The 16446-nt window shown below is 57.7% G+C and carries 15 protein-coding genes; 2 read left to right on the top strand and 13 right to left on the bottom strand.

What is annotated here, in order from left to right; all coding sequences use genetic code 11:
- Positions 1–26 precede the first annotated feature (26 nt).
- From nadR to serB, 3 genes are read right to left on the bottom strand one after another with little or no spacing between them, the layout of a single operon-like run.
- Positions 27–1259 (bottom strand): multifunctional transcriptional regulator/nicotinamide-nucleotide adenylyltransferase/ribosylnicotinamide kinase NadR, encoded by a 1233-nt coding sequence (gene nadR / locus KHQ26_RS09380; protein WP_002887802.1) that lies wholly within the window; start codon positions 1257–1259, stop codon positions 27–29.
- Between the two features lie 21 nt (positions 1260–1280).
- Complete coding sequence (gene radA, locus KHQ26_RS09375) at positions 1281–2663, bottom strand: DNA repair protein RadA (RefSeq protein WP_002887800.1); 1383 nt, start codon at positions 2661–2663, stop codon at positions 1281–1283.
- 9 nt (positions 2664–2672) lie between these two features.
- Positions 2673–3644, bottom strand: coding sequence for a phosphoserine phosphatase (gene serB / locus KHQ26_RS09370; RefSeq protein WP_004177487.1), 972 nt, complete (start codon positions 3642–3644; stop codon positions 2673–2675).
- A gap of 104 nt (positions 3645–3748) precedes the next feature.
- On the opposite strand from serB, the gene KHQ26_RS09365 reads away from it, so the two are divergent.
- Together KHQ26_RS09365 and lplA are read left to right on the top strand one after the other, a co-directional pair.
- Complete coding sequence (locus tag KHQ26_RS09365; protein ID WP_002887794.1) at positions 3749–4396, top strand: YtjB family periplasmic protein; 648 nt, start codon at positions 3749–3751, stop codon at positions 4394–4396.
- Positions 4396–5412: a lipoate--protein ligase LplA gene (gene lplA / locus KHQ26_RS09360; RefSeq protein ID WP_020805139.1), complete on the top strand. Its 1017-nt coding sequence runs from the start codon at positions 4396–4398 to the stop codon at positions 5410–5412. The genes KHQ26_RS09365 and lplA overlap by 1 nt, the downstream gene beginning before the upstream one ends.
- Before the next feature lie 80 nt (positions 5413–5492).
- Here the strand turns inward: lplA and deoD are convergent, their stop codons facing one another.
- The 10 genes from deoD to prfC all read right to left on the bottom strand — a co-directional run bounded on the left by deoD (position 5493) and on the right by prfC (position 16369).
- Entirely contained in the window at positions 5493–6212 is a 720-nt protein-coding gene (gene deoD / locus KHQ26_RS09355) for a purine-nucleoside phosphorylase (RefSeq protein ID WP_002887789.1), read from the bottom strand.
- A 102-nt stretch (positions 6213–6314) separates the two neighbouring features.
- Positions 6315–7538 (bottom strand): phosphopentomutase, encoded by a 1224-nt coding sequence (gene deoB / locus KHQ26_RS09350; protein ID WP_004151380.1) that lies wholly within the window; start codon positions 7536–7538, stop codon positions 6315–6317.
- A gap of 52 nt (positions 7539–7590) precedes the next feature.
- Positions 7591–8913, bottom strand: coding sequence for a thymidine phosphorylase (gene deoA / locus KHQ26_RS09345; protein ID WP_020805141.1), 1323 nt, complete (start codon positions 8911–8913; stop codon positions 7591–7593).
- 113 nt (positions 8914–9026) lie between these two features.
- On the bottom strand, positions 9027–9806 hold the full coding sequence (deoC, locus tag KHQ26_RS09340; protein WP_002887784.1) for a deoxyribose-phosphate aldolase: 780 nt from the start codon (positions 9804–9806) through the stop codon (positions 9027–9029).
- 416 nt (positions 9807–10222) lie between these two features.
- On the bottom strand, positions 10223–11500 hold the full coding sequence (locus KHQ26_RS09335; protein ID WP_009309164.1) for a NupC/NupG family nucleoside CNT transporter: 1278 nt from the start codon (positions 11498–11500) through the stop codon (positions 10223–10225).
- A gap of 130 nt (positions 11501–11630) precedes the next feature.
- Positions 11631–12425, bottom strand: coding sequence for a metal-dependent hydrolase (locus tag KHQ26_RS09330; protein WP_020805125.1), 795 nt, complete (start codon positions 12423–12425; stop codon positions 11631–11633).
- Positions 12422–13495, bottom strand: a complete 1074-nt coding sequence (locus KHQ26_RS09325) for a patatin-like phospholipase family protein (protein WP_004146038.1) — start codon at positions 13493–13495, stop codon at positions 12422–12424. Before KHQ26_RS09325 ends, KHQ26_RS09330 begins: the two co-directional genes overlap by 4 nt.
- Before the next feature lie 153 nt (positions 13496–13648).
- Positions 13649–13810: a DUF1328 domain-containing protein gene (locus tag KHQ26_RS09320; protein WP_002887716.1), complete on the bottom strand. Its 162-nt coding sequence runs from the start codon at positions 13808–13810 to the stop codon at positions 13649–13651.
- A 129-nt stretch (positions 13811–13939) separates the two neighbouring features.
- Complete coding sequence (osmY, locus tag KHQ26_RS09315; RefSeq protein WP_004146042.1) at positions 13940–14560, bottom strand: molecular chaperone OsmY; 621 nt, start codon at positions 14558–14560, stop codon at positions 13940–13942.
- Positions 14561–14779: 219 nt separating this feature from the next.
- Positions 14780–16369, bottom strand: coding sequence for a peptide chain release factor 3 (prfC, locus tag KHQ26_RS09310; RefSeq protein WP_002887711.1), 1590 nt, complete (start codon positions 16367–16369; stop codon positions 14780–14782).
- Positions 16370–16446: the final 77 nt, after the last annotated feature.

Here is a 16446-nt window from a genome sequence, read left to right as displayed (position 1 = left end):
GGTGAGGGCTACAGCCCGCAGAGCACCTACCCCTGCTCGCCCATCAGCTGTTTCACCAGCTCGACGCAGCGCAGGAACCGGGCATCGTAGTCCGACTCCTTCACATGGACGAATTCGATCTCGTTCTCTTTCAGCAGCGATACCAGCAACGACTGAAACTCTTTACGATCCACCGAGCTCCCAAGACTGCGCAGTCCATCGGCCACCCACGGGGTATTGTTCTCCAGCAGGATCACCAGGTCGAAGCGGTATTCATCAATCAGCGCCTGCACAAACGGGTGCTCACGTCCCTCGTACTTCAGACAGAAGGCCTGAGTGCTGACGAAGTCGGTATCGATGAACGCCACCTTGTTGGCATATTTCACCGCAAAATCAATATACTGCGCATGCCCAAGGGCAATTTTATCGTAATCCGAATACTGGAGCGCCATCTCATCGCCGCCGAGATGCGAAAAAACATAATCCCGGCCATATTCCCAGGCGCTGGTGGTATTGAAGATATTGGCGAGCTTATTGACCAGCGTCGATTTACCGCTCGACTCGCCGCCGAGGATCGCCACCGTCCGCACAAAGAACGGTTTCACTTCCGTCGGAATATATTCCCAGTAGCGGAACGGGTTCTCGCGGATCTGCCCGCCGCTAATATTCATAAAGGTCCGCTTAGGATCGATAAGCACCGTCTCGATCCCCAGATGTTCAAGGTACTGCGGCGCATCGGCCTCTTCCGAGGTATAGATCCGGTTCGGCTCGATCCCTTTTTCGCTCATAAAAGCGCGGATCCCATGGCTCCAGACGTCCCAGCCGTGCGGATAGGGCTCCATCCCCTCTTCATTGAAGGCGTGGATGCGAATATTCTTCTGATATTTAAAGGTTTGTAGCAGCCAGCGCAGGCGGTCAGGCACCGTCGGCTGTTGCGACATGGCGCTCTCTTCAAACAGTTCGCGGTCGCGGGTATCGTCATAGCCCATAATGATATGCAGCTCATCGACCTGGCTACAGGCGCGCTGTATCAGGTAGATATGCCCGGTATGCAGCGGGTAAAACTTACCAAACACCACGCCGACGCTTTTCTGTCGGCGGGGAAACTCCAGCCCGAGGAAACGATGCAGCGCTTCAAGCTTCTGCGCGCTCGGGCTTTTGATTTTGGCATTCAGCAGCTGGCTAAGATACCCCTTGGTCATTCCGCTGGCTTCCGCCACCTGCTGCAGGGTACAGCCTTTCTGCTTAATGGCGCTTTTTAAATAGTCAAATGACGACATCGCTAATCTCCTTTTAACTTATTATAAGTCGTCAAAAACGCTTAGCGCGTCTGAAAGCTTTTTCACGCCAAAGATTTGCATGCCTTCCGGCACTTTTTTCGGCACATTGGCCGCCGGGACGATGGCGCGGCGGAAGCCGTGCTTCGCCGCTTCGGAGATACGCTCCTGACCGCTCGGTACCGGGCGAATTTCCCCGGCCAGCCCCACTTCGCCAAAGACCACCAGATCCTGCGGCAGAGGACGGTCGCGCAGGCTGGAGACCATCGCCAGCAGCAGCGCCAGGTCGGCGCTGGTTTCCGTGACCTTCACCCCGCCGACCACATTGACGAAGACGTCCTGATCGGCCATCTGTAGGCCGCCGTGACGGTGCAGCACCGCCAGCAGGATCGCCAGACGGTTCTGTTCCAGCCCCACCGCAACGCGGCGCGGGTTGGACATCATCGAGTGATCGACCAGCGCCTGGATCTCCACCAGCAGCGGGCGGGTCCCTTCCCAGACCACCATCACCGAGCTACCGGAGGTGATTTCATCTCCCCGGCTGAGGAAGATAGCGGACGGGTTGCTCACTTCGCGCAGGCCCTGCTCGGTCATGGCGAAGACGCCCAGCTCGTTCACCGCGCCAAAGCGGTTTTTATGGCTGCGCAACGTGCGGAAGCGGGAGTCGGCATCCCCGTCCAGCAGCACCGAGCAGTCGATACAGTGCTCCAGCACCTTCGGACCGGCCAGCGAGCCGTCTTTGGTGACGTGGCCGACCATCACAATCGCCACGCCGCGAGTTTTAGCAAAGCGCGTCAAATAGGCCGCGGTTTCCCGTACCTGGGCGACGCTGCCCGGCGACGACTGCACGTCGGCCATATGCATCACCTGGATGGAGTCGATCACCATCAGCTGCGGCTTTTCTTCATCGGCGATCTGACAGATCTGCTCAATGCTGGTTTCCGAGAGCATGTTCAGGTTGGCCGTTGGCAACCCGAGACGATGGGCGCGCATCGCCACCTGCTGCAGGGACTCCTCCCCGGTGACGTACAGGGTTTTCATCCCTTCCGCCAGTTTGCAGAGGGTTTGCAGCAGCAGCGTCGATTTGCCCGCGCCGGGGTTGCCGCCAATCAGGATCGCGCTGCCCGGTACCACGCCGCCGCCCAGCACGCGGTCAAATTCTTTAAAGCCGGTGGAGAAACGCGGCAGCGCCTCCAGGCTGATATCTGACAGCTTCTGCACCTTCGACACGCCGGCGTTACCGGCATAGCCTGAAAGACGCTCGTTTCTCGCCACCTGCGGCGACGCGGCGATGCGCATCTCGGTGATGGTGTTCCAGGCATGGCAGGCGCTGCACTGCCCCTGCCAGCGCGGATAATCCGCACCACATTCATTACAGACAAATGCGCGTTTTGGAGCTTTCGCCACGTTTACCTCTTACTTTTGGTTCATGCTGCCCGAGAGAATACAGAATACCCCCATCAGGTCAGCGTGGCGGATAGTCACTTCCGCCTGTTCATTCACTTTGGGCTTCGCGTGATAGGCGATGCCAAGCCCTGCTGCCTTAATCATCGGCAGGTCGTTGGCGCCATCGCCGATAGCCACGGTTTGCGCCGTTGGGATCTCATACTTTTCCGCCAGCTTGCGCAACGTATTGGCTTTATATTTCGCATCGACGATATCGCCGAGCACGTTGCCGGTGAGCTTGCCGTCGCGGATCTCCAGCTCATTGGCGAATACCGCGTCAAGATGCAGTTTGTCGCGCAGATACTCGGCAAAGAAGGTGAAACCGCCGGAGGCGATCGCCACTTTCCAGCCCAGCGTTTCCAGCTTGAGCACCAGCTGCGCCAGGCCCGGCATCAGCGGCAGCGCGTCGCGAACCTGCAGTAAAATACTGGCATCGGCGTCTTTCAGCGTCGCCACGCGCTGGCGCAGGCTGGCGGTGAAGTCCAGCTCGCCACGCATCGCCCGCTCGGTCACTTCCGAGACCAGCTCGCCGGTGCCGGCCAGTTTCGCGATCTCATCGATGCATTCGATCTGAATCGCCGTGGAGTCCATGTCCATCACCAGCAGGCCCGGGGTGCGCAAATGGGGAATTTTACCCAATGGCGCGACGTCCAGCCCCGCCTCATGCGCCAGTCGCGTCGCACGGGGAGTCAGCGAACCGGCCAAACGGATCACCTGGTAATCCTCGACCACCCAGGAGGCAACGATCACTAACGCGGCGCCCAGCTCACGCTGCCACGCCGTCAGCCGACGTTTATCCAGACCGCGACCATACAGCAGCCAGCCGCTGCGCCCGGCGTGATAATCCAGCGGCATGACCTCGTCGCCGCTCAGGGAAAGCGGCAACCCAGGCCACAGGGAAACGTCTTCAGGCAGGTCGCACCAGGTCAAACTGTTAGGCATTACGGCTCCACATCTCTTCATTCAGGCGAGGAAAATAACGCATGAGGCTACCTTGTAACCAGCGCTTCTGGCAACATTAAGCTGCAAATTTTCAAAGGTGGAATATGGTTCGCGCAAAACTGAAATTCCGGCTGCATCGTGCGGTCATTGTTCTTATCTGTCTCGCCCTGCTCGTCGCGCTGATGCAGGGCGCTTCGTGGTTCAGTCAGAACAGTCAGAAACAACGCAATCCGCAGCTGGAAGAGCTGGCCCGCACGCTGGCGCAGCAGGTGGTGCTGAATCTCGCGCCGCTGATGCGCAGCGAGACGCCTGACGAGAAGCGCATCAATCAGCTGTTGACCCAGCTAACCCATAACAGCCGCGTCCTGGACGCCGGGGTATATGACGAACAGGGCGACCTGGTGGCGCGCTCTGGCGAAAGCGTCGAGGTTCGCGACCGGCTGGCGCTGGATGGTAAAAAAGCCGGCGGCTACTTCAACCAGCAGATTGTCGAACCGGTGCCAGGAAAAAACGGCCCGCTGGGCTACCTGCGTCTGACCCTCGATACTCATACCCTGGCGACCGAGGCGAAGCAGGTGGATAATACCACCAATATCTTACGCCTGATGCTGTTACTGTCCCTGGCTATCGGCGTGGTACTGACCCGCACGCTGCTGCAGGGCAAACGCACCCGCTGGCAGCAATCGCCCTTCCTGCTCACCGCCAACAAGCCGGTTGAGGATGAAGACGATGAAAAGAAAGGAAATCTATAATGTCCACATTGCGCCTCCTGCTCTCTGACTCTTACGACCCGTGGTTCAACCTGGCGGTCGAGGAGTGCATTTTCCGCCAGATGCCCGCCACCCAGCGGGTGCTGTTCCTGTGGCGCAATGCCGATACCGTGGTCATCGGCCGCGCGCAGAACCCGTGGAAGGAGTGTAATACCCGCCGCATGGAGGAAGACCATGTGCGGCTGGCCCGTCGCAGCAGCGGCGGCGGCGCGGTGTTCCACGACCTCGGCAATTCCTGCTTTACCTTTATGGCAGGCAAACCGGAGTACGACAAAACCGTCTCCACCGCTATTGTGCTGACGGCGCTTAATTCACTCGGCGTAACCGCCGAAGCCTCCGGGCGCAACGATCTGGTGGTCAAAACCGACAGCGGCGACCGCAAAGTCTCCGGCTCCGCCTATCGTGAAACCATGGACCGCGGTTTTCATCACGGTACCCTGCTGCTCAACGCCGATTTAAGCCGTCTCGCCAACTACCTCAACCCGGACCAGAAAAAGCTGCAGGCTAAAGGCATTACCTCGGTGCGCGGACGGGTGGCGAACCTGGTTGAGCTGCTGCCGGGCATTACCCATCAGCAAGTTTGCGAGGCGATCCAGGAAGCATTCTTCAGCCATTACGGCGAACGGGTGGACGCCGAGGTGATCTCCCCGGACAACACGCCGGATCTACCAAATTTTGCTGAGACCTTCGCCCGTCAGAGCAGCTGGGAGTGGAACTTCGGCCAGGCGCCGGCCTTCTCTCATCTTCTGGACGAGCGCTTTCGCTGGGGCGGCGTTGAGCTGCATTTTGACGTCGAAAAAGGGCATATCACCCGCGCGCAGGCCTTTACCGATAGCCTGAACCCGGCGCCGCTGGAGGCCCTGGCGGCACGCTTAGTCGGCTGTCAGTATCGGGCAGAAGTATTACAGCAGCAGTGCGAGGCGCTGGTCGGCGATTTCCCGGAGCAGGAAGCGGAACTGAAAGAACTGTCGGCGTGGATTGCCGGCGCGGTGCGCTGATAAAAAAAGCCCGCTGCGCTTAGCGGGCCTGGAAAACCGTAGGCCGGGTCAGACGAAGCCGCCACCCGGCACAACAGCTCTTACTCTTTATCGCCCAGCAGCACGGATTCCAGCGCGATTTTGATCATGTCGTTGAAGGTCGTCTGACGTTCAGCGGCAGTGGTCTGCTCGTGGGTACGGATGTGGTCGGAGACGGTGCAGATGGTCAGCGCTTTCGCGCCGAACTCCGCCGCCACGCCGTAGATTCCCGCCGCTTCCATTTCCACGCCCAGAATGCCGTATTTTTCCATCACGTCGAACATGGACGGGTCCGGCGTATAGAACAGGTCTGCGGAGAAGATGTTGCCGACGCGCGCGTCAACGCCCAGCGCTTTCGCCGCGTCTACCGCATTACGCACCATGCCGAAATCGGCAATCGCCGCAAAATCATGGTCTTTGAAACGCAGACGGTTCACTTTAGAGTCGGTGCACGCGCCCATGCCGATCACCACGTCACGCAGTTTGACATCTTCACGCACCGCGCCGCAGGAGCCCACGCGGATGATTTTCTTCACGCCGAAATCGGTGATCAGCTCTTTGGTGTAGATAGAGCAGGACGGGATACCCATCCCGTGGCCCATCACGGAGATTTTGCGGCCTTTATAGGTACCGGTGAAGCCCAGCATGCCGCGCACGTTGTTCACTTCACGCACATCTTCGAGGAAGGTTTCTGCAATGTGCTTCGCGCGCAGCGGGTCGCCCGGCATCAAAACGACGTCAGCGAAATCGCCCATTTCTGCGTTAATGTGAGGAGTTGCCATCTTCAGTTCCTTTTACATTGTTGTTTTTGCCGGGTGGCGGCTACGCCTTACCCGGCCTACAAACCGTAGGCCCGGATCGCTGTGCGCCACCGGGCAATGACCTCAGAACATGGCTTTGCCATATTCCATGTCAGACGTACCAAAGTATTTCGCAATAGTCTGGCCGATGTCCGCGAAGGTTTCACGGTGACCGAGCGAACCTGGTTTCACTTTCGGGCCGTACACCAGCACCGGGATATGCTCGCGGGTGTGGTCGGTACCAGTCCAGGTCGGGTCGCAGCCGTGGTCGGCGGTGAGGATCAGGATGTCGTCCTCACCAACCAGCTCCATCAGCTCCGGCAGACGGCGGTCGAACAGCTCCAGACCCGCCGCGTAGCCAGCGACGTCACGACGGTGGCCCCAGGAGGAGTCAAAATCGACGAAGTTAGTGAAGACGATAGTCTCGTCGCCCGCTTCCTTCATCTCTTTGATGGTCGCGTCGAACAGCGCGTCCAGCCCGGTGGCTTTCACTTTCTTAGTGATACCGCAGTTGGCGTAGATATCGGCGATTTTACCCACGGACACCACGTGGCCGTTTTTCTCATCGACCAGCTTCTGCAGCACGGTCGGCGCCGGCGGCTCTACCGCCAGGTCGTGACGGTTACCGGTACGCTGGAAGTTACCGGCTTTGTCGCCCACGAAAGGACGAGCAATCACGCGACCAATGTTATAGCCGCCTTCGGTCAGCTCTTCACGCGCGATTTCGCACAGCTCATACAGCTTGTCGAGGCCAAAGGTCTCTTCGTGACAGGCGATCTGGAACACCGAGTCAGCGGAGGTATAGAAGATCGGTTTCCCGGTTTTCATATGCTCTTCGCCGAGCTGATCGAGGATCACCGTCCCGGAGGAGTGGCAGTTGCCGAGATAGCCCGGCAGGTTGGCGCGTTTCACCAGCTTATCCAGCAGCTCCTGCGGGAAACTGTTTTCCTGGTCGCTGAAGTAGCCCCAGTCAAACAGCACCGGCACGCCGGCGATTTCCCAGTGGCCGGACGGGGTATCTTTACCGGAAGAAAGTTCATGCGCCCAGGCATAGGCGCCAATCACTTCGGCATTGCCATCCATACCCGCGGCAATTTTACCGGTGGAGCCTTCATGCGCTTTCACCAGACCCAGACGGGTCAGGTTCGGTAAATTCAGCGGGCCTTTGCGGCCGTGGTCAGCCTCGCCTTTGGCGCAGGCTTCTGCAATGTGGCCCAGCGTATCGGCGCCGACGTCGCCAAAGCGGTCTGCGTCTTCCGTTGCGCCAATCCCAAAGGAGTCCAGCACCATGATAAATGCACGTTTCATCTTGTTCTCCATACATCTTGCGCTGCAAAAAAGCGATCAGATCAGTATATCGCTATTCAGTGATACGGCGATAGACTGTCGGTGTAATTTCCGGGGCTTTATCGTCCAGTTTAATGGCCGCTTTGACCGCTTTCGCGGCCTCCTGCCAGCTGTTCTCGTCTTTGGCATGGATCACCGCCAGCGGACGCTGTCCGTCGACGCGGTCACCCAGACGCGCCATCTCGGTAAAGCCAACGCTATAGTCAATGGTGTCCGATGCCTGACGGCGGCCGCCGCCCATAGAAACCACTGCCATGCCCAGCGCGCGAGTATCCATCGCGCTGATAAAACCTTCGGTATCAGCATAGACTGCTTTGCTCAGCATCGCCGTCGGCAGATAATTAGCATAATTCTCGATAAAGTCGCTCGGCCCTTTCTGCGCCGCGACCATACGGCCAAACACTTCCGCCGCTTTACCGTTATCCAGCACCGCCTGCAGCTTCGCGTGCGCCTCGGCATCGTCCGCCGCCAGCTTGCCGGAGATCAGCATTTCCACACACAGCGCCATTGTCACGTCGAACAGGCGCGGGTTGCGGTATTCGCCGGTCAGGAACTGCACCGCTTCGCGAACTTCAACGGCGTTGCCGGCGCTGGAGGCCAGTACCTGATTCATATCGGTCAGCAGCGCGGTGGTGCGCACGCCGGCGCCGTTGGCGACACCCACGATCGCTTCGGCCAGCGCGGCAGAGAGTTCATAAGTCGGCATAAACGCGCCGCTGCCGACTTTGACGTCCATCACCAGCGCATCCAGCCCTTCCGCCAGCTTCTTCGCCAGAATCGAGGCGGTAATCAGCGGGATGGAGTCCACCGTCGCGGTAATATCGCGGGTGGCATAGAAACGTTTGTCGGCCGGGGCAAGGGAGCTGGTCTGCCCGATAATTGCCACGCCAACATCTTTAATAATCTCGCGGAAGCGGTTGTCGTCCGGGAAGATATCGAAGCCCGGGATCGCTTCCAGTTTGTCCAGCGTACCGCCGGTATGGCCGAGGCCGCGGCCGGAGATCATCGGTACGTAACCACCGCAGGCGGCCACCATCGGCCCCAGCATCAGCGAAGTGACATCCCCGACGCCGCCGGTAGAGTGTTTATCGACGATCGGACCGTTAAGGTTGAGGCTTTTCCAGTCCAGAACGGTACCGGAATCCCGCATCGCCATGGTCAGCGAAACGCGCTCCGGCATAGACATATCGTGGAAGAAGATGGTCATCGCCAGCGCGGCGATCTGCCCTTCAGAGATAGTATTGTCGCGGATGCCGTTGATGAAAAAGCGGATCTCTTCATCGCTTAATGCCTGACCATCACGTTTTTTACGAATAATTTCTTGTGCGAGAAACACGGTAACCTCCCAAAGAGAATAAATTGCCGGATGACGGCGCGAGCGCCTTATCCGGCCTACAGGCATCAATTCGTAGGCCGGATAAGCGCAGCGCCATCCGGCAAATCAAGGGATTAGTAGCTGCTGGCGCTCTTGCCGTCGCCGTGACCCAGGGCTTTCAACAGGCTAGCCAGCAGGCTGGATGCGCCAAAACGATAGTGACGAGAATCGGCCCAGTCGGCGCCGAACAGTTCATCAGCGATCGCCAGGAACTGCTGCGCGTCTTCCGCGCTGCGCACGCCGCCCGCCGGTTTGAAGCCAACGGTTTTCTCAACGCCCATATCGCGGATCACTTCCATCATGATGCGCGCGCTTTCCGGCGTGGCATTCACCGGCACTTTACCGGTCGAGGTTTTGATGAAATCGGCCCCGGCTTTGATAGAGATTTCAGACGCTTTACGGATCAGCGCTTCTTCTTTCAGCTCACCGGTTTCGATGATCACTTTCAGCAGCACGTTAGCCGCCGCACAGGCTTCCTTACAGGCTTTCACCAGCTCGAAACCGACCTGCTCGTTGCCGGCGATCAGCGCGCGGTACGGGAAGACCACGTCCACTTCGTCAGCGCCGTAAGCGATCGCCGCGCGGGTTTCCGCCAGCGCAATGTCGATATCGTCATTCCCGTGCGGGAAGTTGGTGACCGTGGCGATGCGAATATCCGGCGTCCCCTGCTCATTCAGCGTTTTACGGGCGATCGGGATGAAGCGCGGGTAGATGCAGACCGCCGCGGTGTTACCCACCGGCGTTTTCGCCTGATGACACAGGGCAATGACTTTCTCATTGGTGTCGTCGTCATTCAGGGTGGTCAGGTCCATCAGTTTTAACGCGCGCAGGCTGCTTGCTTTTAAATCAGTCATTTCATACTCCGCCGGCGTCATGCCGGATCAATAGTTTGTTCACCTTGCGAGTCTGTTACTATTGTAACATTCGCTCGTCGTTACACTTCGACATTCATCACAGTTAATGAAAACTACTTACTAATTTGCATTACTGTAACGTGATTAAGATCACAAACTACCACTCAATACCGCAGCAATTATCGTTAGTCCCCTCTTAAGCATAATCGATACTATACCGCCGATGAGAATGTGATAATTCTAACACACAATAACAGATGCACTCGATAGCGTGGCGCACATTTTGCCCAATTTACGGGCAATAAAAACGCTACAAATTGAAATATAAATCTTTTTTCAAAAAAGAGAGTGGTGATGGAATTATCACATTCACAGCAACACCAGCGGCACGGTGGCCGCTGGTTCAGGAGACAGGCTTACAGGGCGAGAAAAACCCCGGCGATGGTGGCGCTCATCAGGTTGGACAGCGTCCCCGCTGCTACCGCACGTAGCCCAAGCTGAGCGATATCCTGCCGCCGGTTGGGCGCCATTCCCCCGAGTCCGCCAATCAGAATGGCGATCGATGACAGGTTGGCAAAGCCGCACAGCGCGAAAGAGATAATGGCTTTGGTGTGATCTGAAATGACCTGCAGCCCGGCCGCCGCCACTTCGGCATCCGCCTTTAAATATTCGCCAAAGTTCATGTAGGCCACGAACTCGTTAATGATCAGCTTCTGGCCGATAAACGACCCCGCCACCGTCGCTTCGTGCCACGGCACGCCAATCACCCACGCCAGCGGTGAGAAGATCCAGCCGAGGATCATCTGCAGCGACAGCTCAGGATGGTTAAACCAGCCGCCGACGCCGGAGAGTATGCCGTTCAGCAGGGCGATCAGCGCAATAAACGCCAGCAGCATCGCGCCGACGTTGAGCGCCAGTTGCATACCAGACGCGGCGCCGGAGGCGGCGGCATCCAGCACGTTGGCCGGTTTATCCGCGTCAGCGCTTTGGCTGTCATGAGCCGGGTTATCGTCCGGTTTGTCCGTTTCCGGTACGATAATTTTGGCAAACAGCAGACCTCCCGGCGCCGCCATAAACGACGCGGCAATAAGGTACTCCAGCGGAACGCCCATCTGCGCATAGCCCGCCAGTACCGAGCCCGCCACCGAGGCCAGGCCGCCGCACATGACCGCAAACAGCTCCGAGCGAGTCATGGTGGCGATATAAGGACGCACCACCAGCGGCGCTTCGGTCTGGCCAACAAAGATGTTCGCCGTGGCCGACAGCGATTCGGTACGTGAGGTCTTCAGCACTGCCCGCAGCGCGCCGCCGAGAATGCGAATGACCAGCTGCATAATGCCCAGGTAGTAAAGCACGGCAATCAGCGACGAGAAGAAGACGATCACCGGCAGCACGCGCAGGGCAAAGACGAAGCCGCCGCCGCCAAACACCTCGAACATTTTATCGGAGACCAGCCCGCCGAAGATGAAACTAATCCCTTCATTGCCGTAGGCAATAACGCTGGCGACGCCATTCGACATCGCTAATAGCGCCGCGCGCCCGGCCGGTACATACAATATTAACGCGCCGATACCCACCTGGATTATCCAGGCGCCGAGCACGGTGCGCAGGTTAATGGCTTTTCGGTTATTGGAGAGCAGCACAGCAATGGCCAATAGCGCCACCATGCCGATAAGTCCCATGAGGATTTGCATACAGATTCCCTGTGTTTTTGATAGTCCAGTACTAACCGCGTGATTATATCGGCCTGAAACTATCCTGCCCGTCTGGCTTCACACATTTTAAGCAAATCAATGATATGGATGGACAATTATGAGAAATCGATCACCATACAGAGACCGGGGGAAGGGAAAACAAGGCGATCGTATTGTGCATGATCCCTTCTTCTATGGCTGCCGGCGACTCCGGACGCAGTTCACACAGCGCCTCAAATACCCGTGCAGCTTGTTCCGGTCGATTGGGCTGTCCCTGAAAGCCATTTAGCGGCATATCCGGCGCATCGGTCTCCAGCAGCAGAGCGGAAAGCGGCAGACGCGCCATCACTTCACGGGTTTTACTGGCGCGGGGATAGGTAATGGTGCCGCCAACGCCGATCTTATAGCCAAGCTGAACGAAGCGCTCGGCCTGCTGCAGGCTGCCGGCAAAGCCATGGATGACTCCGGTACGCGGCAGGGCATGTTTTTTCAGCAGCATCGCCAGCTTATCGTGGGTGCGTCTGGAGTGGAGGATCACCGGCAGATCGTAACGCTTCGCCAGCCTCAGCTGCGCTTCCAGCAGCGCCTGCTGACGATCAAACTGCGGATCGTCGCGATAAAGATCGAGGCCAATCTCTCCCACCGCCACCAGTTTAGGCGGCCGCTGCGCCATCAAGGCTTCCAGCTGCGCCAGTCCCTCATCAGTATGCTCTTCGATGACGATCGGATGCATACCCAGCGCGGCGTACAGCGCTTCGTGCTGAGCTGCCAGCGCCAGCACGCGGCTAAAACGCTCAGCAGAGATGGCTGGAACGATAATTCGCTCGACGCCGGCCTGCGCCGCACGCGCCAGGCTGGCGACCTCATCTGCCGCGAAGGGGGGAAAATCAAAGTGACAGTGGGTATCGATAAAACGGTGCGTCACGCCAGATCCTCATGATCAAAACTGGGGTCATTCGCCTGGGGCGCAGGAATGATGGTCGCCTGGGGCGCTTCATTGGCCACCGGCACCGGCGGCACCACCACCGGCGCGGGCCGGGCAATACGCGGCGCGTGGCGCAGCAGCGGCGGCTGGTCGGCCAGTAGTTTACCCACCGTTGCCAGGAAATAACGGCCGCACTGGCGCCCGGTTTTGTAGTCCTCCAGCAGCGCCGGTAGTCGGCTGCCAAGCGCCATGCTGCGCAGCGGCCGCTGCGGATAGATTTCGAAGATCCGCAACTTACCCGGCGGTTTCTCGATGAACTGCTGGATGGCGCGGTAGGTGGTTTCGTGATGATGCACCAAATTGACCAGCGGTTGCAGACTACTCTCTCCCAGCCAGCGCTCCATCCGCTTGAACCACTGCGGGGTATAAAACATCTGCGAAGGGACGGTACGGATCACCACGATGGTCTGGGCGCCGCGGCGGGCCGCCTCCTGCACCGGGATCGCATCGCTGACGCCGCCGTCCAGGTAGCTAACGCCGTCGAGCAACACGCCGCTGCGATAAAAGCCGGGGATGGCGCTGGAGGCGCGGATCAGATCCAGCCACGTTTGCGGCGTCGGCGAAAAATAGCTGGCGGAGTAATCGTCACCGCGGCAAGCGCATAGCCACAGCTCTTTCCCCAACGCGAACTGCGCTTCGGCATAGTTCATGGCAAGCGGCATTTGCTGCGAAGTGGCCTCAACCAGCCAGTCGAGATCGATAAGGTTGCCGCCGCGCACAAAGCGCATCGGATCGAAAAACTGGCGTGAAGTGGTGTAGCGGGTGATAACTTTGCGGGCATAGCCTTGCTGATTACACATGTAGGCGGAGAGGTTTTGCGCACCGGCTGAAGTACCCAGCATCAGGTCAAAGGGGTTAAATCCGGCGCGCATAAATTCGTCCAGCACCCCGGCAGTAAAAATCCCTCGCTGTCCTCCGCCTTCGCATACCAGCGCCAGCTTGCCTGGTCGGAAGGGTTTAACCGCCAGCGGGGCGATATTGCCCAGCGTGACGGGAATGCGTTGCCCCACCCTGCTTTCCTGTTCGATTGATCTTCTCCTGACAAGGTAACGCAATTTGCCCGCCGCTTAAACCGCGAAAGCCAGTCCTCAGGACTGGCTTTGTGTAAGATGACGTGTCAGTAAAAATGCTTAGGCTTCAGTATCGCCCGCATCGCGGGCCGCCTAAGGACGTCTGCGTCCTGTAAACAGGCTCACCAGGAACAGGATAATCCCGACGACAAAGACGATTTTCGCAGCGCCAGCGGCCGTACCCGCCAGACCACCAAAGCCCAGAGCCGCAGCAATTAATGCAATGACCAGAAAAATAATTCCCCATCGAAACATACTTTTCTCCTTACCATAATGGACGGTGAACAGCGGTTTGCGCACCCTTTCTGTATAGCTCATCGCTCAGTGGATGCTGCTATTCGTTCGGCAACCTTGGCCAGACAACACTTTTGTTAATAACTCGGTTTACTTAACGCTAAGATCGTTGCGCACGCTTTTCACACCGGAGACCGCTTTCGCAATCTCTGCGGCACGCTCCGCCTGCGCCGCGGAAGCCACCGTACCGGTCAGATGTACCGCGCCGGCGTTGGTTTCGACTTTCACATTGCGCGAAGGGACAATGTCATCCGCCAGCAGCTTGGCTTTCACTTCGCTGGTAATGGCGGTATCCCCGGCATAGCCTTTCAGCGTCGCCGTCTCGCTCGATGATTTATGATGGACCGTCAGCTTGTCGTTAACGTGTGAGACGCCTTTGACCTCTTTCGCTACGCTCAGTGCCTGACTTTTCTGTTCAGCACTGGTGACGTCGCCGCTGAGGGTGACCACTTTATTCTCCGTTTTCACCGAAATATCGCCGGAGTTAATATCTTTATGGTCGATCAGCGCCGCTTTTACCCGTGCGGTAATGGTACTGTCATCCATAAAATCGCCGACTTTGTTAATCGAATTATCTACCGCCTCTCCCGCATTGCTGGCAGCCGACTTCGCACTGTCTACCGTTGTTTTTTCCGTCTCTGCCGAGGCGTTCAACGCGGCTAAGCCTAAGAAGAGCGCCAGCAACATATTGGCATTCTTTAGTCTGGTCATCGTTATGTCCTCGTTTTTTCACCAGCACTGGCGTCTTATCACAGTGAATTACGCCAGCATTTTTAAAAACACGAATTAAATATAGTAGACAGACGAAGGGGTTGCGGAGGATATGGATAAAAAACAGACGAATTAGCGGTGTTTTAAGAACTTTCCAGAAGGAAGGGAACGGGGGCGTAACCAGAAAAAAGCGCGGCCTGCGCCGCGCTTCGTCAGGGATTAGTGCTCGCGCGTTTTGCGGAACACCACGTCAGGGTAACGCTCCTGCGTCAGGTTCAGGTTGACCATTGTCGGGGCGATGTAGGTCAGGTTATCGCCGCCATCCAGCGCCAGCTGAACTTCATTTTTCCGCTTGAACTCTTCGAACTTCTTCACGTCAGTAGATTCAACCCAGCGCGCGGTGGCCACGTTGACCGATTCGTAAATCGCTTCCACGTTGTATTCGCTTTTCAGACGCGCTACTACCACGTCAAACTGCAGCACGCCGACGGCGCCAACGATCAGATCGTTATTAGCGATCGGGCGGAAAACCTGGACCGCGCCCTCTTCAGAGAGCTGAACCAGCCCTTTCAGCAGCTGTTTCTGCTTCAGCGGATCCTTCAGGCGAATACGACGGAACAGTTCCGGCGCGAAGTTCGGAATACCGGTGAACTTCATCATCTCGCCCTGGGTAAAGGTATCGCCAATCTGAATGGTGCCGTGGTTATGCAGGCCGATGATATCGCCTGGGTACGCTTCTTCAACGTGCGAGCGATCGCCCGCCATAAAGGTCAGCGCGTCGGAAATCACTACGTCCTTGCCGATACGCACCTGACGCAGCTTCATGCCTTTTTCATATTTGCCGGACACCACCCGCATGAAAGCCACGCGGTCGCGGTGTTTCGGATCCATGTTGGCCTGAATTTTAAACACGAAGCCGGTGAATTTCTCTTCCGTGGCGGTGACTTCACGCGTGTCGGTGTTGCGCGGCATCGGCGCCGGGGCCCACTCCACCAGGCCATCCAGCATATGGTCAACGCCGAAGTTACCTAACGCGGTTCCGAAGAAGACCGGGGTGATTTCCCCGGCCAGGAACAGATCTTTGTCGAACTCATTCGACGCCCCCTGCACCAGCTCCAGCTCGTCACGCAGCTGCTGCGCCAGGTCTTCCCCCACCGCCGCGTCGAGATCCGGGTTGTTGAGCCCCTTCACGATACGCACTTCCTGAATGGTGTGGCCTTTACCGGTCTGATACAGGTAGGTTTCGTCTTTGTAGAGATGATAAACGCCTTTGAACAGCTTGCCGCAGCCGATAGGCCAGGTAATCGGCGCGCAGCCGATTTTCAGCTCGTTCTCGACTTCATCCAGCAGCTCCATCGGATCGCGGATATCACGGTCGAGTTTGTTCATAAAGGTGAGGATCGGCGTATCGCGCAGACGGGTGACTTCCATCAGCTTACGGGTCCGATCTTCGACGCCTTTTGCCGCGTCAATCACCATCAGGCAGCAGTCCACCGCCGTCAGGGTACGGTAGGTATCTTCGGAGAAGTCTTCGTGCCCCGGGGTATCCAGCAGGTTCACCAGGCAGTCATGATACGGGAACTGCATTACCGAGGTGGTGATCGAGATACCACGCTGCTTTTCCATCTCCATCCAGTCGGATTTCGCGTGCTGGCTGGAACCACGACCTTTTACTGTACCGGCGGTCTGAATCGCCTGTCCGAACAGCAGCACCTTTTCGGTGATGGTGGTCTTACCGGCATCCGGGTGAGAAATAATGGCAAAAGTGCGGCGTTTGGCCACCTCTTGCAGATAAGGAGACAACGTCATAATTAATCTTCTAAGTAAACGCGGCCATGGGCCACGCATGTGGAATACGAAAAATTGCGGCTATTTTACCCATCAAC

The sequence above is a fragment of the Klebsiella sp. 10 genome (assembly GCF_018223925.1).
GTDB lineage: Bacteria > Pseudomonadota > Gammaproteobacteria > Enterobacterales > Enterobacteriaceae > Klebsiella > Klebsiella pneumoniae.
This window is presented reverse-complemented; position numbering and strand designations above follow the sequence as displayed.

Excerpts from the sequence above, each read along its gene's own strand:
- nadR (WP_002887802.1), bottom strand. The coding sequence starts at position 1,259 with ATGTCGTCATTTGACTATTTAAAAAGCGCCATTAAGCAGAAAGGCTGT.
- serB (WP_004177487.1), bottom strand. The coding sequence starts at position 3,644 with ATGCCTAACAGTTTGACCTGGTGCGACCTGCCTGAAGACGTTTCCCTG.
- KHQ26_RS09365 (WP_002887794.1), top strand. The coding sequence starts at position 3,749 with ATGGTTCGCGCAAAACTGAAATTCCGGCTGCATCGTGCGGTCATTGTT.
- lplA (WP_020805139.1), top strand. The coding sequence starts at position 4,396 with ATGTCCACATTGCGCCTCCTGCTCTCTGACTCTTACGACCCGTGGTTC.
- deoD (WP_002887789.1), bottom strand. The coding sequence starts at position 6,212 with ATGGCAACTCCTCACATTAACGCAGAAATGGGCGATTTCGCTGACGTC.
- deoB (WP_004151380.1), bottom strand. The coding sequence starts at position 7,538 with ATGAAACGTGCATTTATCATGGTGCTGGACTCCTTTGGGATTGGCGCA.
- deoC (WP_002887784.1), bottom strand. The coding sequence starts at position 9,806 with ATGACTGATTTAAAAGCAAGCAGCCTGCGCGCGTTAAAACTGATGGAC.
- KHQ26_RS09335 (WP_009309164.1), bottom strand. The coding sequence starts at position 11,500 with ATGCAAATCCTCATGGGACTTATCGGCATGGTGGCGCTATTGGCCATT.
- KHQ26_RS09320 (WP_002887716.1), bottom strand. The coding sequence starts at position 13,810 with ATGTTTCGATGGGGAATTATTTTTCTGGTCATTGCATTAATTGCTGCG.
- osmY (WP_004146042.1), bottom strand. The coding sequence starts at position 14,560 with ATGACCAGACTAAAGAATGCCAATATGTTGCTGGCGCTCTTCTTAGGC.
- prfC (WP_002887711.1), bottom strand. The coding sequence starts at position 16,369 with ATGACGTTGTCTCCTTATCTGCAAGAGGTGGCCAAACGCCGCACTTTT.